This window comes from Paraburkholderia sp. SOS3 (assembly GCF_001922345.1).
In the GTDB taxonomy this organism is placed as follows: Bacteria; Pseudomonadota; Gammaproteobacteria; order Burkholderiales; family Burkholderiaceae; genus Paraburkholderia.
On the sequence record NZ_CP018812.1, the window covers coordinates 740,828 to 762,043 of the forward strand.

22 protein-coding genes are annotated in these 21,216 nt (G+C 62.2%); all 22 read left to right on the forward strand.

The features are described from left to right. Window positions 1–68: 68 nt before the first annotated feature. The gene (locus BTO02_RS23310) at window positions 69–770 is read left to right on the forward strand and encodes a hypothetical protein (RefSeq protein ID WP_075159593.1); all 702 of its coding nucleotides are present in this window, start codon (window positions 69–71) and stop codon (window positions 768–770) included. 220 nt (window positions 771–990) lie between these two features. Then, window positions 991–1,629: a dihydroxyacetone kinase subunit DhaL gene (gene dhaL, locus BTO02_RS23315; protein ID WP_075159594.1), complete on the forward strand. Its 639-nt coding sequence runs from the start codon at window positions 991–993 to the stop codon at window positions 1,627–1,629. A gap of 309 nt (window positions 1,630–1,938) precedes the next feature. Continuing rightward, complete coding sequence (locus BTO02_RS23320; protein WP_442953498.1) at window positions 1,939–2,739, forward strand: transporter substrate-binding domain-containing protein; 801 nt, start codon at window positions 1,939–1,941, stop codon at window positions 2,737–2,739. A gap of 126 nt (window positions 2,740–2,865) precedes the next feature. Beyond that, on the forward strand, window positions 2,866–3,546 hold the full coding sequence (locus BTO02_RS23325; protein WP_075159596.1) for an amino acid ABC transporter permease: 681 nt from the start codon (window positions 2,866–2,868) through the stop codon (window positions 3,544–3,546). Further along, window positions 3,543–4,196, forward strand: a complete 654-nt coding sequence (locus BTO02_RS23330) for an amino acid ABC transporter permease (protein ID WP_075159597.1) — start codon at window positions 3,543–3,545, stop codon at window positions 4,194–4,196. Before BTO02_RS23325 ends, BTO02_RS23330 begins: the two co-directional genes overlap by 4 nt. Next, the gene (locus BTO02_RS23335; RefSeq protein WP_075159598.1) at window positions 4,180–4,902 is read left to right on the forward strand and encodes an amino acid ABC transporter ATP-binding protein; all 723 of its coding nucleotides are present in this window, start codon (window positions 4,180–4,182) and stop codon (window positions 4,900–4,902) included. The genes BTO02_RS23330 and BTO02_RS23335 overlap by 17 nt, the downstream gene beginning before the upstream one ends. 539 nt (window positions 4,903–5,441) lie before the next feature. Continuing rightward, window positions 5,442–6,452 (forward strand): porin, encoded by a 1,011-nt coding sequence (locus tag BTO02_RS23340; RefSeq protein WP_232243641.1) that lies wholly within the window; start codon window positions 5,442–5,444, stop codon window positions 6,450–6,452. Between the two features lie 203 nt (window positions 6,453–6,655). Then, a complete protein-coding gene (locus tag BTO02_RS23345) occupies window positions 6,656–7,402 on the forward strand; it encodes a GntR family transcriptional regulator (RefSeq protein ID WP_232243642.1) in 747 nt (248 codons plus the stop codon). After that, window positions 7,399–8,181, forward strand: a complete 783-nt coding sequence (locus tag BTO02_RS23350; RefSeq protein ID WP_075159600.1) for an ABC transporter ATP-binding protein — start codon at window positions 7,399–7,401, stop codon at window positions 8,179–8,181. The genes BTO02_RS23345 and BTO02_RS23350 overlap by 4 nt, the downstream gene beginning before the upstream one ends. 10 nt (window positions 8,182–8,191) lie before the next feature. Next, entirely contained in the window at window positions 8,192–9,001 is an 810-nt protein-coding gene (locus BTO02_RS23355) for an ABC transporter permease (protein ID WP_075159601.1), read from the forward strand. Window positions 9,002–9,065: 64 nt separating this feature from the next. Next, window positions 9,066–10,079, forward strand: a complete 1,014-nt coding sequence (locus tag BTO02_RS23360; protein ID WP_075159602.1) for a zinc-binding dehydrogenase — start codon at window positions 9,066–9,068, stop codon at window positions 10,077–10,079. A 14-nt stretch (window positions 10,080–10,093) separates the two neighbouring features. Then, window positions 10,094–10,534, forward strand: coding sequence for a PaaI family thioesterase (locus BTO02_RS23365; protein ID WP_075159603.1), 441 nt, complete (start codon window positions 10,094–10,096; stop codon window positions 10,532–10,534). Window positions 10,535–10,553: 19 nt separating this feature from the next. Beyond that, window positions 10,554–11,465, forward strand: a complete 912-nt coding sequence (locus BTO02_RS23370) for a VOC family protein (protein ID WP_075161297.1) — start codon at window positions 10,554–10,556, stop codon at window positions 11,463–11,465. Further along, complete coding sequence (locus BTO02_RS23375; protein ID WP_075159604.1) at window positions 11,452–12,987, forward strand: class I adenylate-forming enzyme family protein; 1,536 nt, start codon at window positions 11,452–11,454, stop codon at window positions 12,985–12,987. The genes BTO02_RS23370 and BTO02_RS23375 overlap by 14 nt, the downstream gene beginning before the upstream one ends. A gap of 43 nt (window positions 12,988–13,030) precedes the next feature. Next, window positions 13,031–14,626: a UbiD family decarboxylase gene (locus BTO02_RS23380; RefSeq protein WP_075159605.1), complete on the forward strand. Its 1,596-nt coding sequence runs from the start codon at window positions 13,031–13,033 to the stop codon at window positions 14,624–14,626. 84 nt (window positions 14,627–14,710) lie between these two features. After that, a complete protein-coding gene (locus BTO02_RS23385; protein ID WP_075159606.1) occupies window positions 14,711–15,727 on the forward strand; it encodes an ABC transporter substrate-binding protein in 1,017 nt (338 codons plus the stop codon). A 34-nt stretch (window positions 15,728–15,761) separates the two neighbouring features. Next, window positions 15,762–16,358, forward strand: coding sequence for a UbiX family flavin prenyltransferase (locus BTO02_RS23390; RefSeq protein ID WP_075159607.1), 597 nt, complete (start codon window positions 15,762–15,764; stop codon window positions 16,356–16,358). A gap of 134 nt (window positions 16,359–16,492) precedes the next feature. Beyond that, window positions 16,493–17,221, forward strand: coding sequence for a GntR family transcriptional regulator (locus BTO02_RS23395; RefSeq protein WP_075159608.1), 729 nt, complete (start codon window positions 16,493–16,495; stop codon window positions 17,219–17,221). 125 nt (window positions 17,222–17,346) lie between these two features. Further along, window positions 17,347–18,309: an ABC transporter substrate-binding protein gene (locus BTO02_RS23400; RefSeq protein WP_232243643.1), complete on the forward strand. Its 963-nt coding sequence runs from the start codon at window positions 17,347–17,349 to the stop codon at window positions 18,307–18,309. Next, window positions 18,306–19,562, forward strand: coding sequence for an aromatic ring-hydroxylating dioxygenase subunit alpha (locus BTO02_RS23405; protein WP_232243644.1), 1,257 nt, complete (start codon window positions 18,306–18,308; stop codon window positions 19,560–19,562). Before BTO02_RS23400 ends, BTO02_RS23405 begins: the two co-directional genes overlap by 4 nt. Next, entirely contained in the window at window positions 19,555–20,064 is a 510-nt protein-coding gene (locus BTO02_RS23410; protein ID WP_083615332.1) for an aromatic-ring-hydroxylating dioxygenase subunit beta, read from the forward strand. Before BTO02_RS23405 ends, BTO02_RS23410 begins: the two co-directional genes overlap by 8 nt. Window positions 20,065–20,076: 12 nt before the next feature. Further along, window positions 20,077–21,093, forward strand: coding sequence for a D-2-hydroxyacid dehydrogenase (locus BTO02_RS23415; RefSeq protein WP_075161300.1), 1,017 nt, complete (start codon window positions 20,077–20,079; stop codon window positions 21,091–21,093). Window positions 21,094–21,216: the final 123 nt, after the last annotated feature.

Genomic DNA, 21,216 nt, shown 5'->3' on the forward strand with positions numbered 1-21,216 from the left:
TGTTTGGATCCGCCAATAGCGGAGAGCAATCGGCCGTATGTATCGACTGGCCGCTGCGGGAATTTACGATGATGTACTTCGAAGCGGGCCTGCTTGCGGCAGAGGAGCATGAAATGGAGTACGCAGTCGGTATAGTTGGTCAAGCGATGCATCGAACGCCCGCCGCGGGCACGGCAATCGCGCCGCGCCCGCGGCGCATCGCCCTCGTTTTGCTGAGCGGCTTTTCGCTGATGTACCTTGGGCGTGTGGTCGAAACCTTCGACGTCGCCAATCGGTTTTGCGACACAGGTGATCGCATTGACGACACGTACGAACTGTTATTCCTGTCCGCCAACGGTGGTGCAATCCGATCTTCGTCCGGCGCGCTGATCTGGTCGGACTCGATCGAAACACGCTATGGCGGCAGCATTCATGCGGTCTTTGTGCTTGGCGGAGAGGCGGAGGCGGCGGGCCGGGATGAGCGTTTGCTTGCATGGTTGCGTCGTGCTTACAGGCAGACCGTGGCGGTTCAGGCAGTCGGTGGCGGCCGCGGTGTGCTGGAGTCCGCCGGACTTTGCTGCAAAAGCGCTGTTGATGAGAATGCCGCCCATGCTGGTGCGATAGAAAGGCCGATTGACGAGCCGGACGTGGATCGCGATGCCGACGACGCGCTTGCCGACGCGCTATGCGTCGTCAGCCGAGACTGCGGCGACGAGACTGCGCGGGAAGTCGCAGCGCGGCTGGTGCACACTTCGGCGCGTCGTCTGCCCGGACCGGACGGATCGTGCTGACAGGCGCTACGGTCCTGGTTGCTTAACCGCCATGCCGTCACGTTCCAGCCGTGGCTGGAAGGCTGCGTGAATCGGCTCTCCGTGCGTCGCTTATGCGGCGTGGCCAAATCGAGGCGACAACGCTTACCAGACGCAACTTCGGGCCGGGGCGAATGGCAGTAACTCGCTGCCGCTGCACAGCCTGCTAATATTTCCTCTTCGACGGCAGGAGGAGTCCGGCATGAACGGCAGAACGGTCATGGCGTGCATCGAGGCTGCGCATGCTACGTTGAAAAAGCACACCGATGAAATCGCAGCGCTCGACCAGCAGATCGGCGATGGCGACCATATCTTCAACCTGTTACGCGGCGTCGATGCGCTGCTTGCGATGCGGGCCGATATCGAGGCCAAAGCGTTTGCGCCCGCGTTGGATCTTGCCGCGTCGAAACTGCTGTCGACCGTCGGTGGATCGTCCGGGCCACTATTCTTTTCGCTCGTGCACGGAATGGCGAAAGCGTCGGGCGACGTTACGGGCGCTCCGGGTGTGGACCACATCGCGCGCATCTTTGCGGCGGGCGTGGACGCCGTCGCGCAGCGCGGCAAGGCGGGCATCGGCAGCAAGACGATGATGGACGTGCTGATTCCCGTGGCGTCGCGTCTTGCGGAACTTGCCGACAGCGATGCGCCGCCTGAGGCCGTGCTCGACGCATTGCCGCAGGTCGCCGAAGCGAGCATGCTCGCGACGCGCGACATGCTCGCAACCAGGGGGCGCGCATCCTTTCTCGGCGAGCGTGCGCGCGGTCACATCGATCCGGGAGCGCGCTCGACCCAGTTGATGATCGGGGCCATTTGCGCGCAGCTCGCGCAGGACGGACCGTGAAACGAGCGCCGGCCATGAAGGAGATTCATTGACGACGTCGACGACGCTCTGGCCGGCGGCCTGATCGGGTTCGCACTGCGCGGTGAGAGGTGTGACTGATCCCGAGCCTGCGCCCTATTGGTGCATGCGCGAAGCTGGTGCGCAGCGAGACGTTCCAGGCGACACAAGCTGCGATGATGTGGGTCATTTGACATGATCGGATCGCCGCTGCATCCGCGTCTGTAAGCGGGCGCCTGAATTTCATTGCGATTGGCGCGCTTATTGCTGAAGCCTGCCAGCCGTCCAGAACCCTCAATGGAATTCAGAACAATGAACCGCATCCGCCGCACCTGGCTTGCAGCGATTTCGATCGCCGTCTCCGTCACGCCGCTTCTGTTGAACGCCACACCCGCGCACGCCGATGCGCTCAATACCATCATGCAAAGCGGGGTGCTGCGCGTGGCGGTGCCGGAAGACTACCCGCCGTTCGGCTCGATCGGTCCTGATATGCAGCCGCGCGGATACGACATCGATACCGCCGCGCTGATCGCGAAGGCGCTCAAGGTGAAGCTGCAACTCGTTCCGGTGAACAGCGCGAACCGCATTCCGTATTTGCAGACCAACAAGGTCGACCTGGTGATTTCGTCGCTCGGCAAGACGCCCGAGCGCGAAAAGGTCATCGATTTTTCGACGGCCTACGCACCGTACTTCCAGGGCGTGTTCGGGCCTGCGAACATCAAGGTGACGAGCGCCGCAGATCTGACGCCGAATCTGACAGTGGGCGCGACGCGCGGCGCGCTGGAGGAAATCGCGCTTACGCAAATGGCGCCGAAAGCCAATATTCACCGCTTCGAAGACAACAACGCGACGATCCAGGCGTTTCTTTCGGGGCAGGTCGACCTGATCGCGGCGGGGAACGTGGTAGCCGCCGCCATTCTGGCTAAGAATCCGCCTCGCCGCCCGGAGATGAAATTCATCATCAAGAACTCGCCGTGTTTCGTTGGCCTGAACAAGAACGAACCGGCGCTGCTCGCCAAGGTCGACGACGCCATCGCGCATGCGAGGCAAGACGGCACGCTCGAAGGCCTGTCGAAGAAGTGGCTCGGCCAGCCGCTGCCCGCGGGCCTCTAGACAGCGATTGATCGTTTTTGCGCGGGCACAGGCGTGGCGGCAACTTGAGTCGCCACGCGCCTATGCCATGCGGGTGCGCGCCTCACCGGCGCAGCGATTCACGTTGTCGAACGGAACACGGTTCTCATGAGCTATCAGCTTGAATTCAGCGACCTCGACGCTTATGCCGGCATGTTCGCAAGCGGCGCAGCCGTCACGCTCGCGCTTACTGCGCTCGCCACTTCGCTCGGGCTTGCCGTCGGCGTGGGCGGCGCCGCCGCATGCGATACGCGCGCGCCCGGGCTCGCGTGGTTACGCGGCCTCGTCGGCGTTTACGTCGAAGCGATCCGCAACACGCCGTTTCTGATCCAGTTGTTTTTTCTATTCTTCGGCTTGCCTGCGCTCGGCATTCATATCGGCGAATATGCGGCCGCCGTGCTTGCGATGACGCTCAACCTCGGAGCGTACTCCGTCGAGATCGTGCGCGCGGGCGTGGCCGCCGTGCCGCGCGGCCATCTCGAGGCCGCTGCGGCACTGGCGATGTCGCCGGCGCAGACGTTTCGCCACGTCGTGCTGCCGCAGGCCTTTGCGAAGGTGTTTCCCGCGCTCGTGAGCCAGATCGTCATCACAATGCTCGGCTCCGCTGTGGTCTCGCAGATCTCGGTTGCGGACCTCACGTACGCGGCAAGCTATATTCAGTCGCGCAATTTCCGTGCATTCGAAACGTATTTCGTGATCACGCTCGCTTATCTCGGCCTTGCGCTCGTACTGCGGTTCGCCTTGAACGCGGCCGGCCAGCGCCTGTTCTCGCGGAGAGCAGCACGATGATCGAATTCACGTTCTGGCAGATTCTGGAGAATCTGCTGCTCGCGGCGCGCTGGACGATCGTACTGTCGCTGGTGTCGTTCATTGCAGGCGGAATCGTCGGCGTCGCGCTGCTGGTTATGCGCGTGTCGGGTTCGCCATGGCTGCGCGGCATCGTGCGCATCTACATCGAGATCTTTCAGGGCACGCCGCTGCTGATGCAGCTTTTCGTGGTGTTCTTCGGCCTGCCGCTTGCGGGCATCAACGTCGAACCGTGGGTGGCCGCGACGCTTGGCCTGACGTTTTTCACGAGCGCCTACCTCGCCGAGATCTGGCGCGGCTGCGTCGAAGCGATTCCGAAAGGGCAATGGGAAGCCTCGGCGAGCCTGGCGATGAATTATTTCGAACAGCTTCGCCATGTGATCCTGCCGCAGGCTGCGCGCATCGCGATCGGGCCGACGGTCGGGTTCGGCGTGCAGGCAGTCAAAGACACCGCACTCGTGTCGATCATCGGCTTCACGGAGCTCACAAAGGCCGGCACCGCGATTTCGAATGCGACGTTCAGGCCGTTTCTCGTGTACGGCCTGGTCGCCGTCATCTATTTCGTGCTCTGTTATCCGCTCACGCTGTCCGCGCGTGCGCTGCAAAGGAGATGGCATGCCGCTGCTCGTTGAAGCCAAAGGCGTCGAAAAGAACTTCGGCGCGAATCAGGTCCTGAAAGGCATCGACTTCGCGGTAGAGCGCGGGCAGGTGGTGACGATCATCGGGCGTAGCGGCTCGGGCAAGAGCACGTTCCTGCGCACGCTGAACGGGCTCGAGAGCATCGACGCCGGTTCGATCGAGATAGACGGCGAGCACATCGACGCGCGTCACGCGGATTTGCGCGCTCTGCGGATGAAAGTCGGCATGGTGTTCCAGCAATACAACCTGTTTCCGCATCTTTCCGTGGGCCAGAATGTCGCGCTTGCGCAGACGGTAGTGAAGAAGACGCACCGGGAAAAGGCGTATGCGATTGCGGAGACCATGCTCGAACGGGTCGGTCTCGCGGACAAGTTCGACGCTTATCCCGATCAGCTGTCAGGCGGTCAGCAACAGCGCGTCGCAATCGCGCGCGCCCTCGCAATGAAGCCGGCCGTGCTGTTGTGCGACGAGATTACCTCGGCACTCGACCCGGAGCTGGTCGGCGAGGTATTGAGCGTGGTCGAAAGTCTCGCGCGCGAAAACATGACGCTCATCATGGTCACGCACGAAATGCGCTTCGCAAAGGCGGTCAGCGATCGCGTCGTGTTCATGCACCAAGGGCGTGTATGGGAAAGCGGCACCCCGGAAGACATCTTTGAAAAGCCGTCGACCGTGGAGTTGCGGCGTTTCGTTCAGTGACGCTCCTGGAGCGGCCTGTTTCATTGCGTTGACCTGCGCGCACTCAAATCCATGGGCGGCGATCCAGTCGTGCCGTCCATGCGTCTCTCTTGCCGACCGAGTCGCTCGGCAGATCCTGGTCTCTTCAAAAGAACAGTCATAACGACGCGCTCCTCGCGCGGGTCGACAGTTTCGACGCTGTAACGGCGACGTCCGTTTATCGCGCAGATGAAATGGCGCGAACTTCTCCCGCAGCCGGTTTTTATCCCTGTTTTTCGGCTGTTCGTGAGCATTTCACGACTTAAAAATTTTGAAATTGTTCTTGTGTCAGATTTTTTTGTCGTTCTAAATTCCCTGAAACGAACGACCTACCTGATGTTGGTGAGCAGCCCACAGTGGGTTGCGAAGAATGGTGTTCGGTACCGGTTTCATCGGGAGAGTTACCGGGGAAAAGTGGATGTGGATCTGTTCAATACGATTAGGCATCCAAAGTTAAACGATATATAACCGGGTTGAGAAAAATGCTTAAGTCGATTCAAAGCTGCTCAGCGGTTGTTCTAGTGCTTGCGGCCGTTGCATCCAAACCGGCATGCGCAGAGGTCACGCTATACGGAATTCTTGATACGTTTGTCGGTTATACCAACGCGGGCGGAAAAGGCGCCCAGACCGCGGAACAGAGCGGTGGTCTCTACGCAAGCCGCGTCGGTCTAAAAGGCAGCGAAAATCTCGGAGGCGGCCTGCGTGCGACATTCGACCTCGAGAACGGCATTCTGACCAACAACGGCGCGGCCACGGATTCGACGCTGGCGTTCAGCCGTAACGCGTGGGTAGGTCTCGCGAGCCGTTACGGCGAAGTGCGCTTCGGACGGCAAAACTCCGCTCTACTGATCATGCACAGCCGGTTCGATGCATTCAACGGCGGGACGTACGGCTCCTTGCTGCACAACGCATCGTCGTTCACGTTCCGGTACGACAACATGATCACGTACTGGTCGCCAAACGTGGCGGGTTTTACGTTTTCGGGAGGCGTTAGCCTCGGTGGGCAGACATCGCCGCACGACGCATTGAACGCCTACGTGGGGGCGATCGACTACACGCACGGCCCCGTTTATCTTGGTGTGAGTCACGCCGAGCAGAACGGCGCAAACGGCGAAGTTCTCACGAAAACGACCTTTGCCGGCGGCAGCTATCAATTTGGCAACCTGACCGGCTACTTCGGCTTTTATCGCGGTAACAACCTTGGCGCGAATCTCAACACGAATGTCGCCGGTAAGTATCACAGCGTGTACTGGCTCTCGGGCGGGTACCTGGTTACGCCTGCATTGCGCGTGACGGCCGGCTTCGGCTATGTGCAGGACAGCACCGCGCAACACAACAACGCGGGCGAGGTCAGTCTCGGAGCGTTCTACAACCTGAGCAAACGCACGCTTGTTTATGCGAGCGTTGCGCGTCTCGTCAACCGGCATGGTGCAACCTACGCGCTGATCGGCAATGGGCCTATCACGCCGAACACGCCCGCTCGCGGTGAGGGCGCAACAGGCGCCCAGCTGGGCATCGTGCAGTTTTTCTGACGGTGCGTGACGTGAGAGTAGCGATGGGTGTCGCGATAGAAGATGAACCCGCGCTTGAACGAATGTCCCTTGTTTTTCTCATCTGAACAGCTCAGAAGCACTCAATTTTTTCGCGTGCAATTTTTTTATGGCTGTTCTAAGTTAACTCAACGCCTGCCCAGAAACACGCTTGTGAGCAGCTCACGAATCGAAGGAGAGATGTCGTGGAAGAGTCAGCCGTTGCGTCGCCGGTGCAGTTGATCGATTGCTCGAACGAAGCCAAGTTGCTTAGCGAGCGCGCATGCTCCGCCATCCGGCATGACATCCTGTCGTGCGTGATCGAACCCGCGGCGACACTGACCGAAGCTTCGCTGATGGCGCGTTACGGCATCGGCAAGGCGACGTGCAGGGTTGCGCTGCAGCGGCTCGTGCAGGAAGGTTTTTTGCGAGCGGTGCCGCGGCAAGGCTACGTGGTGCGGCCCATCACGCTGAAAGACGTCGAGGAGGTATTCGCACTGCGCCTGCAACTCGAACCACTTTCCGCACGGCTCGCCGCGGGTAGGGCCGATATCGGGCTGCTCAGGGATCTCGAACGCGCTTGCCGCAACGACGATGTTTCGCTGGGCATCAGCAATCGCATCGGCATCTTCATGGACGCAAACGCAGCCTTTCATATGGCGGTTGCGGAAGCGTCGGGCAACAGCCGGCTCGTGAAGACGCTCGGCGGACTGCTCAACGAGATGGCGCGGCTCGTGGCGCTCGGCTTCGGCGTGCAGAAGACGAAGCCGGAAATTCGCCACGACCACACGAAGATGATCGATGCGCTCGAAAGCGGCAATGGGCGCCGCGCCGAACAGATCGCCTACAGGCACGTCGCGACGTTTCGCGACATGACAATGGAGAAAGTGATGGCCAGTCTCAGAGACACCCACGCGGGCTCACCGATCGTCCCGTTGCGAGGTACGCGATGAGCGCGATGCCGATGCGGGTCGTCGCTGCCGCGGCGAGCGAGCCGGTGCGTCATGCAGTCGAACTTGCGCATGTGTCGAAGCGCTTCGGCAAGCTCGCGGTGCTCGACGACATTTCGCTCGCGGCGCCCGTGGGCTCCGTGCTGGCTATCGTGGGCGCGTCCGGGTGCGGCAAGAGCACGCTGCTCAACATCATCGCCGGGCTCATGAAGGCCGATAGCGGCAACGTGCGGATCGACGGAGTGGCGGGCAAGCGCTCCGAAGACACGCGCGTGATCAGCTACATGTTTCAGGAGGACCGGCTGCTGCCGTGGCGCACGATCGTCGCCAACGCGGAGTTCGGACTCGAGGCCGGTTCGCTCAATGCAGATGTGCGCCGCGAGCGTGCGCTCGAGATGCTGCATATGACGGGCCTCGAGGGTTTCGAGAACGCATATCCGCACGAACTGTCGGGCGGCATGCGCAGCCGCGTCGCTTTGGCGCGCAGCCTCGTCGTCAGGCCGTACATCCTGCTGATGGATGAGCCGTTTTCGAAGCTCGATCCGCAGATGCGCTCGCAAATGCACGCAGAGCTGCTGCGCGTGCGCGAACAGTTGAAGATGACGGTGGTGTTCGTCACGCACGACGTCGAAGAAGCGATCGTGCTGGCCGACCGCGTCGTCGTGTTGCGGCCGCGCCCGGGACGAGTGCGCGACGTGCTCACTATCGATCTCGCGCGTCCCCGCGACCCGCTTGCGGCCGACGTGGCTGAAACCGTGCGCCGCGTGCGCGCTCTCATCTAAGGACAATGCAATGTCGTCGGTACCCGTAGCATCTTCCGCTTTGCCGGCTCGATCCGCACGGATGGGCAACTTCGTGCGCGTTGCGTTGCAGCGTCTGTCTCTTGTGGCGGTGTTGCTGGTTTTATGGTGGCTCGCCGCGCAACGCGTACCGGCGTTCATTCTGCCCGGTATCGGCAAGACCTGGGATGCGCTGCGCGAACTCGTCGCGTCCGGCACGTTTACCGAAGATCTGAGCATCACGCTGTACCGGGTGGTGGCGGGTTTCGTGCTCGCGGCACTGGTGGGCACGCCGCTCGGCATTCTGCTCGGTTCGAACCGCACACTCGGCCACTATTTCGAACCGGTGCTATCGGTGCTCAACACGGTCTCCGCCGCGATCTGGGCCATCTTCGCGCTGATCTGGTTCGGCATCTCGAATGGAACGACGATCTTCGTGGTGTTCATGGAAGCAATGCCGCTGATCCTGACCAACGTCTGGCAGGGCTCGCAAAGCGTCAACGCCGAATACGTCGAGCTGGCCCGTAGTTTTCAGATGTCGCGTGCGAAGGTGATGGCGAAGATCTATCTCCCGACTGTGCTGCCCTACTTCTTTTCGGGGGCGCGGCTTGCGTTCGGTTTCGGCTGGCGAGTGTCGCTTGTCGCCGAGACGATCGGGTCGTCAAACGGCGTCGGCTACCGGTTGCGCCAGGCCGCCGACCTCGTTCAGACCGACCAGGTGTTCGCATGGACGCTCACCCTGATCTGTCTGATGGTCCTGCTCGAATACGGCATTCTGAAGCCGATCGAGAACTACCTTTTCCGCTGGAAACGACGGGTGTAACCCGCTAACAAGAATCACCACAAACCCCTTTGATTATTCTTGCTGGATATATATAGGATTCCATATGAGTGAAATGATGAAAGCATTGATTCTCGATGAGCATGGCGATGTCGACAAGCTGCGTGTCGGCGAAAAGCCGGTGCCGAAGGCGATTGCGCAGCACGTCGTCATTCGCGTGCGTGCGTCGTCGTTCAACTATCACGACGTGTTTACCGTGAGAGGCATGCCCGGCATCAAGGTGCCGCTGCCGGTCGTGATCGGACTCGATATGGCGGGCGAAATCGTCGAGGTCGGCGACGACGTCGAAGGCTGGCAGGTCGGTGCGCGAGTGCTCGTGAATCCGCTCAACAAGAAGAAAGGCCTGATGGGCGAAATGCTGGACGGGGGCATGGCCGAGTACTGCCTTGTCGCCGCCGATCAACTGATCGCGATGCCCGACGAAGTGAGCTTCGAGCAGGCCGCGTCGTTGCCGGTCGCATACGGTACTGCGCATCGCATGATCGTGACACACAAGACGATCAAGGCCGGCGACCGCGTCGTGATTCTCGGCGCGAGCGGCGGCGTCGGCACGGGCTGCGTCGTGCTCGCCAAGATGCTCGGCGCCGAAGTGGTAGCCGCCGCGGGCAGCGCCGACAAGGCCGAGCGACTGAAGGAGCTCGGCGCGGATCACGTGATCAACTATAAGGAAGTCGATTTTTCGAAGTGGGTCATCGAAAAATACGGCAAGCCGCAGCGCCGCAACTATGAAGGCGGCGCGGACGTCGTGATCAATTTCACGGGCGGCGACACGTGGGTGCCGTCGCTCCGGTGCATCAAGCGCGGCGGCAGCCTGCTCGTGTGCGGCGCGACAGCCGGGCACGATCCGAAAGAGGATTTGCGCTACATCTGGAGCTTCGAGCTGCGCGTGATCGGCTCGAATAGCTTCTATGACGACAACCTGTCCGCGTTGATGGAACTGATTCGCACGAAGCAGATTTCCGTGCAGATCGACAAGGTGTTGCCGCTCGAACAGGCCGCCGAGGGCTTGCGCATGATTCGCGACCGCGAAGTGCTCGGCAAGATCGTCGTTACCCCTTGAGCGCGGAGACCAACATGACGGAAACAACAAAGCTGAGCGCCGAAGACATCCAGGCGCTGCTCTCGCGCGGTCCTTATCATCAATGGCTTGGTCTGCGAGTGTTGAGCGTCGGCGAAGGGGAAATCGAAATCGCCGCGACGTGGCGCGAGGAATGGGTCGTCAACCCGGAACGGCGCTATACGCATGGCGGCATTCTCGCCGCACTCGTCGATCTGACCGCCGACTGGGCGCTCGTTTCGAAAACGGGCAGAGGCGTGCCGACGATCGATCTGCGTGTCGACTATCACCGTGCGGCGATGCCGGGCGATCTGGTCGCGCGCGGCAAGGTCATCAAGTTCGGCAGTTCGGTGTCGGTCGCCGAGGCGTCCATATACGACCAGACGGGCGTATTGCTCGCGAGCGGCCGCGGTGTCTACTCGACCGCGCCTGCCCCCGCTCCTGCGCCGAAAGCGTGACCGCGACGTGATGCAGCGCATGAACACCCGCCCCTCGAGCGCCATCGGTCGGATACTCGATCACGTCGTGGTCAACGCGATGTTCGACATCGACGCCGCCGCGGACTGTTTTACCGAACTCGGCTTCGCGCTGACGCCGCGCGGTCATCACTCGCTCGGCTCGGTCAACCATCTGATGATGTTCGGCGATCACTACCTCGAACTGGTGGGTTTGCCGGCCGGTTCGACGCGGTTGCGGCGCGAAATACTCGAAAGCCGCCTCGGCATCGACGGGCTCGTGTTCAGAACCGATGACGCGCATTCCACCCATGCGCGGCTGATCGCCGCGCGCATCAAGGCAACCGAGCCTCAATCGTTCTCGCGGCCGGTGGCGATCGACGGCGTCGAGCAACTGGCGAAGTTCGCGACGACGCGCCTCGAACCCGGTGAGCTGTCCGCGGGACGTGTCTACTTTTGCGAGCACCTCACGCCGCAATGGGTGTTCCGCGACGAATGGACGGTGCATCCGAACCACGCAACGCGACTCGCTGAACTCGTCGTGGTGAGTGCGGAGCCGCGCGCCGAAGCGCAACGCTATGCGCTGATCGCCGGCGAGGGCAGCGTGGCGGATACGGCGGATGGCGCCGGCGTGCAATTGAGCCTGCAGGGGTTCGGCTTGCACTTCGTCGACGCAGCCGGATATCGGGTCCGCTACGGGCCGCTTGCGTGCCACGCCGCCGACCGTGCGAGCTATTTCGGTGCGCTCGTCGTCGAAACCGCGGATCTGCATTCCATGGGCGAAAAGCTGGCATCGATGGCGTGCGGCGATCCTGCCATGGTGAAAGTTGTCCACACAACGACCAGCGACGGCGCACCGGCCGTTCGCGCGCTGCTGCTCCCATTCAACACCTTGATCGAATTTATCGGAACTGTCGAACATGCACACTCCTGAGAATCTCGGCGACCTGATCGACGCCGCACGCGATCCGCACAAGCTTGCGTTGATCGCGCTCGGGGACCTGGACGAAACGGAGGACGGCTGGCGCGACACGCGCATCACGTACGGCGAACTCGACGCGCTGGCCAACGGCGTGGCCCGCGCGTTGGAGCGGCGCGGGTTCGCACGCGGACAGCGCATCGCGATTCTTGCCGCCAATTGCGCGGAGTACGTGGCGGCCTTGCTCGGCATCATGCGCGCGGGGCTCGTCGCGACGCCCGTCAACTTCAGGTTTCCGCAAGCGTTGTCGACGTTCGTCATACGCGACAGCGGCGCGCAACTGGTGTTTTGCGATGCGGCGCGGCTGGCCGATTGCCCGGCTGATCTGCCGACGGTGGTGTTCGATTCGGACGGCGCCGACGGCTTTGCATCGTTCGTCGATCCCGGCGCCTATGACGCCGTCGTGCCCGAGCCGGGAACGCCCGCGATGTTTCTCTATACGTCAGGGTCCACCGGCAAGCCCAAAGGCGTGATGCTGTCGCACGACAGTCATCTATGGGTCGCCCGCACGCGTGCCGCCGCGCAACCCCCCGAGGCGCATCGATTCCTCGTTGCGGCGCCGCTCTATCACATGAATGCGCTGACGCTCGTGCTGATGTCGCTATACGGCCACGGCACAGTGGTGCTGCTGCCGCAGTTCAAGGCACGCGCCTACATCAGGGCCATCGAACGCTATGGCGTCACGTGGCTGACGTCGGTTCCGCCGATGATCGCGATGATGCTGCGCGAACCAGACCTGCTCGCGCGCACCGATCTCGCGTCGGTGCGCTTTATCCGGATGGGTTCGGCGCCGGTCGGCGAAAGCCTGCTCGCGCAGATCGCCGAGGTGTTCCCCAATGCGAAAGTGACGAACGTGTATGGGACGACCGAAGGCGGGCCGATCGTATTCGGTCCGCATCCGGATGGCCTCGAGCCGCCGCCGCTGTCGGTGGGCTACCCGCACCCCGAAGTGCGGGTCAAGCTGCTCGAAGCGCCTGCACATGACGCGGCGACTGGCGTGCTGGCGGTCAAAAGCCCGGCGGTAATGCTTGGCTATCACAACCGCAAAGACTTGCCGGTCCCGCTGACCGACGACGGTTTCTATATCACCGGCGACGTATTTCATCGCGACGAGCAGGGCTTTTTCACATTCGTCGGCCGCGCCGACGACATGTTCGTTTCGGGCGGCGAGAACATTTTTCCCGGCGAAGTCGAACGCATGCTCGAAACGCACCCCGATATCGCGCAAGCCTGCGTCGTGCCGGTGGACGACGACATCAAGGGCACCAAACCCGTTGCATTCGTTGTGCGCCGCGCGGGCGTCGCGCTGACGGAGGACGACGTGAAGCGATACGCACTTGCACACGCGCCTGCCTATCAGCATCCGCGCCGGGTCTGGTTTGTCGACGCGCTGCCGCTTGCGTCGACCAACAAGATCGATCGCGCGGTATTGAAACACACTGCACACGCGGAACTGTCCGCAAGCGGAGCCGCCTGATGACCAAACGGAATTCCGCACTCACCCCATCGAGGAGACCGGCATGAAAGAGAATTTTCGCGCGTTTCTGGAGCGGCTCAGGGCCGGCCAGGAACTCATCGATATCCGCCAGCCCGTCGATATCCGGCACGTTGGCACACTCGTCGACCAGAGCGACAAGGCGCTGCTGTTCCATAACGTGATCGGTTACGACATGCCGCTGCTGTCGGGCATCATCCGCACGCAGAAGCGCGCGATGATGGCGATGGGCTGCGACAACTACTTCGAAATCGAGAAGATGCTGCAGCGTGGCATCCAGAATCCGATCGCGCCAGTCTATGTCGATACGTCCGCGACGAAGGAGGTCATTCTCAAAGGCGACGACGTCGATCTGTTTCGCCTGCCCGTTCCGATGTCGTCGATCTACGACGGCGGCCCGATGATCACCGCAGGCATCGTGATTTCACGCGACCCCGAATACGGCCTGAACAGCGGTATCTATCGCTTCATGGTGAAGGAGAAGGCGCTGACCGGCATCGACATCGTGACGCCGAATAATATGCGCATGTTCGCGCAGCGCGCATACGAGCAGGGCAAGCCCTGTCCGATTTCGATTTCGATCGGCAACCACCCGATGGAGATCATGGGAGCGGGCTATCGTGCGCCGATCGGCGTCGACGAAATGGCGATCGCGGGCGGCATTCGCGGCACGCCGGTCGAACTCGCACCGTGCGAGACCGTCGATCTGCCTTATATCGCGGACTCCGAAGTGGTGATCGAGGCGGAAATCCTGCCGACCGGATGGACGCAGCCCGAAGGCCGATTCGGCGAATTCACCGCGTTGATGGGCGGCTTGCACTGGAACCCGAATGTGCGCATCAAGGCGATTCTGCATCGGCGCGACGCGATGTATTACTCGCTGCATATGCCGTGGGAGAACACGTGGCTTGCCGCGCCGACGCGTTATCAGGCGATTCGCAGCGCATTGCGCACGGCGGGCGTGCAGGTCAAGGACATCAACGTCACGCTCGGCGGCCGCGCGTTCTGGCACGCGGTGATCTCGATCCGCAAGCAGGCAGGCGAGGGCAAGAATGCGCTGCTCGCGGCACTATCGGTGATGGACCTCAAGCATGTGGTGGTAGTCGACGACGACATCGACGTATTCAACGGCGAGGAGGTTGAATGGGCCATCGCCACGCGCGTACAGGGCGACCGCGATCTGATCGTGATTCCGGGCGCGCGTGCGAAGCCGCTCGATCCGAGCTTGCCGGTGATGCCGCCCGGACAGGTGCCGACCGGCGCGAAAGTCGGCATCGACGCGACGATTTCCGAAGGCATTCCGCATGAACGCTACGAGCGCATTTCGTATGCCTACGCGGATACCGCGAAAATCGCCGATTACGTCGCGGGCAAAGCCGACGAGGGCGTCGTGTCCGGGCCGGGCAAAGTGGAAGACGCGGCACGCGATGCGCTCGCTGCGATCGGCGAAACGCCGCTTTACTACACCGCGCTTGCCGAACGTCTGTCCGGCTACGACTTCCAGACGCTGGCGCGTGCGCTGGGTCTGTTGCACGAGCGCGGGCAGATCTGGAAAACCGCGGAAGGCAAGCTATGCATCCGCGGTTCGCGGTTCGACGCGGTGCCGCCCGCTTCGCGGTGAGGCACGGCGACCGGCCCTCCACCTTCAACCTGGGCTGCGTCGCCGCGACGAGGCGGCGGCGCAGCCCTTCCAGGAAGAGCTGACATGACGCAATTTCTCCAGCGCGCGACGCGACTGCTATTTGCCGCCGCGTTCTGCCTCGCTTCAATTGCAACCCAGGCCGCACACGCCGCACCGTTGCGGATCGGCTACTGGACGAGCGGCGTGAGCCTCGGCCTCGGCGCGGTGCTCGAAACCGGCGATTTCCTGAAGAAAGCCGGCATCGACGACGCGCGCTTCGTGCACTTCGCCGAAATCAACGCGCCGGCAAGCGGGCTCGCGGCGAACGTGATCGACATCAGTTTCAGCGTGCCGGCCACGAGCGCATTCAGTATCGCGGCGACGGGCGTGCCGGTCAAAATCTTCGGCGCGACGGCGCCGGCGGACGTGACTTTCGTTGCGCCCGCAACGTCTTCCGTTACGTCGCTGGCCGGTTTGCGCGGCAAGAAGGTCGGCATGTCTCCGGCGGGCAGTTCGGTCGCGCTGATGACCGCGGCGGTGCTCCGCGCGAACTACGGCTTCACGCCGGCGGATTACGCCCTCGTGCCCGGCAACGAAGCACGGCTGGCACAATTTCTGATGCAGCAGCAAGTGGATGCGGCTGCGCTGCGTTCGGTCACCGTTGCTCAGCTCACCGAAGTCAAAACGAAACGGCTCGGCACGCTTGCCGACGAGTGGCGCAAGCTCACGCATTCGGACGCGATGCCGTACCTCGGCGTCGGCGCCGCGCGCAGCGAACTGATTCAACGCGATCCGCAAACGGTGGCGAAATTCATCGTCGCGGTTCATAACGCGATCGCGTGGGGCAATGCGCACCCCGATCAGGTCGCCGCGATTCTGCAGAAGGTGGCGAATCTGCCGGCCGACGATGCACGCATCTATGCCGCACATTGGGCCGAACTCAACACGATTTCGTTCGAGCCGACCGATATCGAAACGCTCAAGCGCGAACACGAGATCTTCGCGGCAAGCGGCACGATCAAGGGAACGCTGCCGGCGGACGTGTTCGTGACCGAGCCGTATCAGATGGCGAAGAAGATCATCGCCGCGCAAAAGCCGTGAGCGCCCCGTATCGATCGAAGACGCGAGACCCGTCATGGATATGAACTCACTACCGTTAGGTACCCGCCGGCGCATCGTCGTCGGCATCAGCGGCGCGTCTGGTGCGGTCTATGGCGTGAGGCTGCTGCAACTGTTGCGCGAGCTCGACGTCGAGACGCACCTCGTCGTCAGCCGTTCGGCGCAGGTGACGATGGCGCAGGAGATGGACATCCAGCTCGCGGACGTGAAAGCGCTCGCCGACGTCCATTACCCGAACGCCGATATTGGCGCGGCGATTTCGAGCGGTTCGTTTCGCGTCGACGGGATGATCGTTGCACCCTGCTCGATCAAAACGCTGTCGGAGATCGCGACCGGCTGCACGAGCTCGCTGCTCTCGCGCGCGGCCGACGTGATGTTGAAGGAGCGCAGACGGCTTGTGCTGATGGTGCGTGAAACGCCGTTACATGCCGGACATATCCGCAGTCTTGCGGCAGTGACGGAGGCGGGGGCGATCGTTTATCCGCCGGTGCCCGCGTTTTATGCGCGGCCGGCGTCGATCGAAGAGATGATCGACCACACGCTTGGCCGGGTACTCGATCTATTCGGCATCGATGCGCGGACAGTGCGCCGGTGGCAGGGCGCCGTCGGTTGAATTAAAGATATTTTGACCGCTATTTACTCCGAAATTTGCCTCTCCTAGAATGGGTTTCAGAAAGGCTGTGAGGTGCTCACAAAAGCACGTAAGCCTAACAAGCGAAACATAACGGGTGAGTGAAGCGAGGTTCTATGCGAGCAAAGATCGTATCAGCGGGTAAGGCGGCCGGCGAGAGCATGCTGCTGGGCGAATCCACGTATATCGCCATCAGGCAGGCCATTCTGTCCTGCACGTTGCAGCCGGGCAGCATGTTGACCGAAGCGGAGTTGATGGATCGATACGGTGTCGGCAAGTCCACCTGCCGCCTTGCGCTTGCGCGCCTTACGCACGAGGGCCTCGTGCGTTCGGTGCCGCGCCATGGCTATGTGGTCGTGCCGATCACGTTGAAGGACGTCGAGGAAGTGTTTGCACTGCGCCTGATCCTCGAACCGGAAGCCGCGCGGCTTGCGGCCGGGCACGTCGATGCGAAAGCGTTGATGCGTATCGACAAGGCGGCGCGCGGCAATACCGCGTCGAAGAATCACGGTAACCAGATCGGCTTCTTTCTCGACGGCAATCGCGCATTTCATTTGCAGATCGCATCGGCGTCCGGGAACGAGCGTCTGGTACGCAGTATCTCCGTGCTGTTCGACGAAATGGCGCGTCTCGTCGCACTGGGCTTTAGCGACGAGGACGACAGCCCGGAAATTTCCGGCGATCACCGGCTGCTGGCCGAAGCGCTCGGCGCCGGCGACGGCAAGACCGCGTCGCGCATCGCACGGCGGCATGTCGAGCGGTTTCGCGACATGACGATGGAGCGCGTATTGCGCAGCATGAAGGAGGATTTCGAGCACGCGCCGCTGATGGCAACAGGGAGGTAGGCGAGCGGGGCGCAATGTCTCGCAGCCCGATTCGGGTCCTCGATTCGAGGTCGTTTCACATAGGCCGCACGGCCGCATCCGCGTTCGACACAATGAAGATATCTCGTGTTATTTCGCAGCTTCTGATGATCTGCATTTTCGCGTTCGGCGCCATGCGCGGTGCCGTTGCGGCCGAATTGCGCGTCGGCTACTGGACGAGCGGCATCAGCGTTGGTTTCGGCGCGGTGCTCGAAGCACAGAAGTTCTTCGAGAAGCAGGGCTTGCAGGTGAAGTTCGTGCATTTTCCCGATGTGAACGGGCCCACGACGGCGCTAGCCTCCAATGCGATCGATCTCGCGTTCGGCGCGAGTCTTGCCGGTGCATTCAGCCTCGCCCAGCAAGGCGTGCCGGTGCGCATCGTCGCGGCCACGCAGCTGGTCGACGCGCAAGTCGTGGTGCTTGCCGATTCGCCGATACGCAACTTTAGCGAGCTGCGCGGCAAGAAGATCGGCATGTCGCCGCTCGGCAGCGGGACGACCGGTGTCGGCACCGCGGTGCTCGACGGTAACTACGGTCTGAAGCTTGCCGATTACCGGCTGATAGCCGGCGACGAGCCTCGTCTTGCGCAGTTTCTGCTGCAAAAGAACGTCGACGCCGCGGTGATACGCCCGACGACGGTCGCTCAGGTGTCCGACAGCGCGACCCGGATTCGCGTGCTCGGCACGTTGTCCGATCAGTGGAAGCAGATGACCCGGTCTTCGTCGCCGCCATACATCGGCGTAGCCGTGATGCGCGACGAGTGGCTGAAGAGCAATCCGGCCGACGCGCCGAAGGTGCTCGCCGCCATGCGCGAAGCGGTGCAGTTCGGCGCCGCGAATCCCGATGCGGTCGTATCGATCCTGAAGAAGGCGGCCAACCTGAACGACAGCGGCGCGCGCTTTTACGGCGACCACTGGAGCACGATGAACACGGTCTCGCTTGAGCCCGTCGACATCGCCACGCTCAAGCGAACGTTCGACGTGTTCAAGGCGTCGGGTACCTTGAAGGGCGAGTTGCCTGCGGACCTGTTCGACCCGAAACCCTATCTTGACGCGGAGAAGATGAAATGACGACGAGCACCGTCGCTATGCCGGCGAGCAGGATCGTATGGCCTGCGGAAGGCATCACGCGCGTGCCGCTGCGTGTGTTTTCCGATACGGCCACCTATGAACGCGAGCAGGACGCGGTATTTCGCGGTCCGACATGGAGCTTTCTGTGCCTCGACATCGAGATACCGAACCCTGGCGATTACGTGACGACGAAAGTCGGGCATACGTCGGTGATCGTCGTGCGGCATCAGGACGGCGGCATCCGCGCGCTCGTGAACAAATGCGTGCATAAGGGCTCGGTGCTGTGTTACGAAGCGCAGGGCAACCGCAAGCGCCCGAATTTCGTCTGCCCGTACCACAACTGGGTCTATAACTTCGAAGGCGAACTGACGAGCGTCGCCTTCGAAAAGGGCGTGCAAGGCAAGGGCGGCATGCCCGACGATTTCGACAAGACGCAGTTCCGCTTGACCACGTTGCGCGTGGCGAGCATCCGCGGACTCGTATTCGGTTCGTTTTCGGTTGAAGCGCCGCCGCTCGAAGACTATCTCGGTCCGACGATGGTCGCGCATATCGAGCGCACGCTATACGGCAAACCGAAGATTCTCGGCCGCTACAGCCAGGTCATGCACAACAACTGGAAGCTGTACGTCGAGAATAGCCGCGACAACTATCACCCGAGCCTGCTGCACGCATTCTTTTCGACGTTCAAGATCAACCGGCTGTCGGCGGAAGGCGGCACGCTGCAAGACGAGGACAGCCGTCATCACATCACGTTTACCAAACGCTTTACCGACGCCGGCGACGCGGCATACGACTCCGGCATCATCCGTGCGATGCGCGACGACTTCGGGTTGAAAGACCCGTCGTTGATCGACCAGTGGATGGAGTACCCGGATCAGATCACCAACGCGATCCAGAGCATCTTTCCGGGCTTCGTGCTGCATCAGATCATGAACTCGATCGGCGTGCGCCAGGTGGTGCCGCTCGGGGTCGACCGTTGCGAATTGATCTGGACCGTGCTCGGTTTCGAGGAAGACACGCCGGAGCAGACGCTGATCCGCCGCAAGCAGAGCAACCTCGTCGGTCCGGCCGGGTTCGTATCGATGGAGGACGGCACGATCGGCGCGTTCGTCGAGAAGGGGATTCGCGGCGACCTCGACGATGCCGCAGTGATCGAGATGGGCGGCAAGGGCACCGGGCCGATGGCGACCCGAGCAACGGAGACATCCGTGCGCGGCTTCTGGAAATTTTATCGGGAATTGATGCATGTCTAGCACGACCACGCGGTTTCCCGACATCGAAGTCGGCTCGCAGACGATGGCGCGTATCAGCCGCCTGAATGCGCACTATTGCAGCGCGATCGACAATGGCGATCTCGAACGCTGGCCCACATTCTTCGCCGACGATTGCACGTATCGCATTCTGACCCGCGCCGATTTCGACGCGGGCCGCGATTTCGGCATCTGGTTCTGCAACACGCGCGGCATGCTGCTCGATCGCGTCAGCTCGATACAGTCGGTCAACGTGTTCGAGCCGCATGTGTATCGCCATGTGATCGGCCCGACGGAAATCGTCGGCGTCGACGCGGACGGCACGATTCGTTGCGAGACCAGCTATATGGTCGTGCGCACGGGCTATGAGGGGACGATGGTGGTGTTCAGTGCAGGCCGGTATGTCGACGCGGTGCGCATGGAAGGCGAGGCCGCGCTGCTGCGGGAACGCACGGTCGTCACCGATTCGTGCCGCTACGACACGCTCGTCGCGTTGCCTTTATAACTGGCCATGTCGATGCGCGAAGCAACAAAGCGTTTCCGGTTGCACCTCGAAAGCCAGAGCCGGCAGGCGTCGGCGTTCCATCTGGACCCCGCGGCCTGGCAGCAGGCGTCGCTGCGCCATGCGGAGCTGGCACGGCACATCGACGTATCGTTCGGCTGGGACGGCGAGCGGTTCGCCACGCCGCTCGACGACGTCGATTTTCTGCTCGCCTCGCGTTTTCCGCATGCGGCGGTCAACGATGCGCAGCGCTTGCGATGGATTCATACGACCGGCGCCGGCGTCGACCAGTTGTTGCCGCTCGACGGTCTGCGCGACGACCTGATATTGACGAACAGCAGCGGCATTCATGTCGACAAGGTTGGCGAGTTCGTGCAAATGGCGCTGCTGATGCTGAATGCGCAACTGCCGGCGGTATTGCGTGCGCAGCATGAACATCGCTGGGATGCGCGACTGACCGCGCCGATTCGCGGCAAGACCGTGCTTCTGATCGGCCTTGGAGATCTCGGACTTTCGGCGAGCCGCGCGGCGAGAGCGCTTGGTTTGCGCGTGCTCGCGCTCAATCGCAGCGGTCGCGCACCGGAGCCGGCGGCGTCGGAAACCGCTATGCCCGATGTGCTGGCGTCTGTGTCGGAGCTCGATAGGTGGCTTCCCGAAGCGGACTTCGTTGTCGTCACCGCGCCGTTGACGCCGGCAACGCGCGGCCTTCTTTCCGCCACACGTCTTGCGGCGATGCGACAGGGCGCGTGTGTCGTGAATCTGTCGCGCGCGGCACTCGTGGACTATCCGGCATTGTTCGAGCGGCTGCGTGCGGGCGCTTGCGGCGGCGCGGTGCTCGACGTATTCGAGCCCGAGCCGCTTGCGCACGACAGCCAGGTATGGGACGTGCCGGGTTTGATCGTCACGCCTCACATCTCATGCGACGCGCCGGATTACAACCAGCGTGTGCTCGATTTGTGGTTCGGCAATTTCGCAAGATGGCTGCACGGCGAACCGCTTGCCAATATCGTCAGCCGCGCGCGGGGGTATTGAATCGAATAACTGCGAGGCATTTGCTTCGCAGTTAGTGGGAGCCCGCCAAAAGGCCGCCTGCGATTCCTCGCAGATCGTGTCGAATAACTCCCAAGGGGGCGCAGCCTAGCGGCGTCGCATTCG

Excerpts from the sequence above, each read along its gene's own strand:
- BTO02_RS23310 (WP_075159593.1), top strand. The coding sequence starts at position 69 with ATGATGTACTTCGAAGCGGGCCTGCTTGCGGCAGAGGAGCATGAAATG.
- dhaL (WP_075159594.1), top strand. The coding sequence starts at position 991 with ATGAACGGCAGAACGGTCATGGCGTGCATCGAGGCTGCGCATGCTACG.
- BTO02_RS23320 (WP_442953498.1), top strand. The coding sequence starts at position 1,939 with ATGAACCGCATCCGCCGCACCTGGCTTGCAGCGATTTCGATCGCCGTC.
- BTO02_RS23325 (WP_075159596.1), top strand. The coding sequence starts at position 2,866 with ATGAGCTATCAGCTTGAATTCAGCGACCTCGACGCTTATGCCGGCATG.
- BTO02_RS23330 (WP_075159597.1), top strand. The coding sequence starts at position 3,543 with ATGATCGAATTCACGTTCTGGCAGATTCTGGAGAATCTGCTGCTCGCG.
- BTO02_RS23335 (WP_075159598.1), top strand. The coding sequence starts at position 4,180 with ATGCCGCTGCTCGTTGAAGCCAAAGGCGTCGAAAAGAACTTCGGCGCG.
- BTO02_RS23350 (WP_075159600.1), top strand. The coding sequence starts at position 7,399 with ATGAGCGCGATGCCGATGCGGGTCGTCGCTGCCGCGGCGAGCGAGCCG.
- BTO02_RS23355 (WP_075159601.1), top strand. The coding sequence starts at position 8,192 with ATGTCGTCGGTACCCGTAGCATCTTCCGCTTTGCCGGCTCGATCCGCA.
- BTO02_RS23360 (WP_075159602.1), top strand. The coding sequence starts at position 9,066 with ATGAGTGAAATGATGAAAGCATTGATTCTCGATGAGCATGGCGATGTC.
- BTO02_RS23365 (WP_075159603.1), top strand. The coding sequence starts at position 10,094 with ATGACGGAAACAACAAAGCTGAGCGCCGAAGACATCCAGGCGCTGCTC.
- BTO02_RS23370 (WP_075161297.1), top strand. The coding sequence starts at position 10,554 with ATGAACACCCGCCCCTCGAGCGCCATCGGTCGGATACTCGATCACGTC.
- BTO02_RS23375 (WP_075159604.1), top strand. The coding sequence starts at position 11,452 with ATGCACACTCCTGAGAATCTCGGCGACCTGATCGACGCCGCACGCGAT.
- BTO02_RS23380 (WP_075159605.1), top strand. The coding sequence starts at position 13,031 with ATGAAAGAGAATTTTCGCGCGTTTCTGGAGCGGCTCAGGGCCGGCCAG.
- BTO02_RS23385 (WP_075159606.1), top strand. The coding sequence starts at position 14,711 with ATGACGCAATTTCTCCAGCGCGCGACGCGACTGCTATTTGCCGCCGCG.
- BTO02_RS23390 (WP_075159607.1), top strand. The coding sequence starts at position 15,762 with ATGGATATGAACTCACTACCGTTAGGTACCCGCCGGCGCATCGTCGTC.
- BTO02_RS23395 (WP_075159608.1), top strand. The coding sequence starts at position 16,493 with ATGCGAGCAAAGATCGTATCAGCGGGTAAGGCGGCCGGCGAGAGCATG.
- BTO02_RS23400 (WP_232243643.1), top strand. The coding sequence starts at position 17,347 with ATGATCTGCATTTTCGCGTTCGGCGCCATGCGCGGTGCCGTTGCGGCC.
- BTO02_RS23405 (WP_232243644.1), top strand. The coding sequence starts at position 18,306 with ATGACGACGAGCACCGTCGCTATGCCGGCGAGCAGGATCGTATGGCCT.
- BTO02_RS23410 (WP_083615332.1), top strand. The coding sequence starts at position 19,555 with ATGTCTAGCACGACCACGCGGTTTCCCGACATCGAAGTCGGCTCGCAG.
- BTO02_RS23415 (WP_075161300.1), top strand. The coding sequence starts at position 20,077 with ATGCGCGAAGCAACAAAGCGTTTCCGGTTGCACCTCGAAAGCCAGAGC.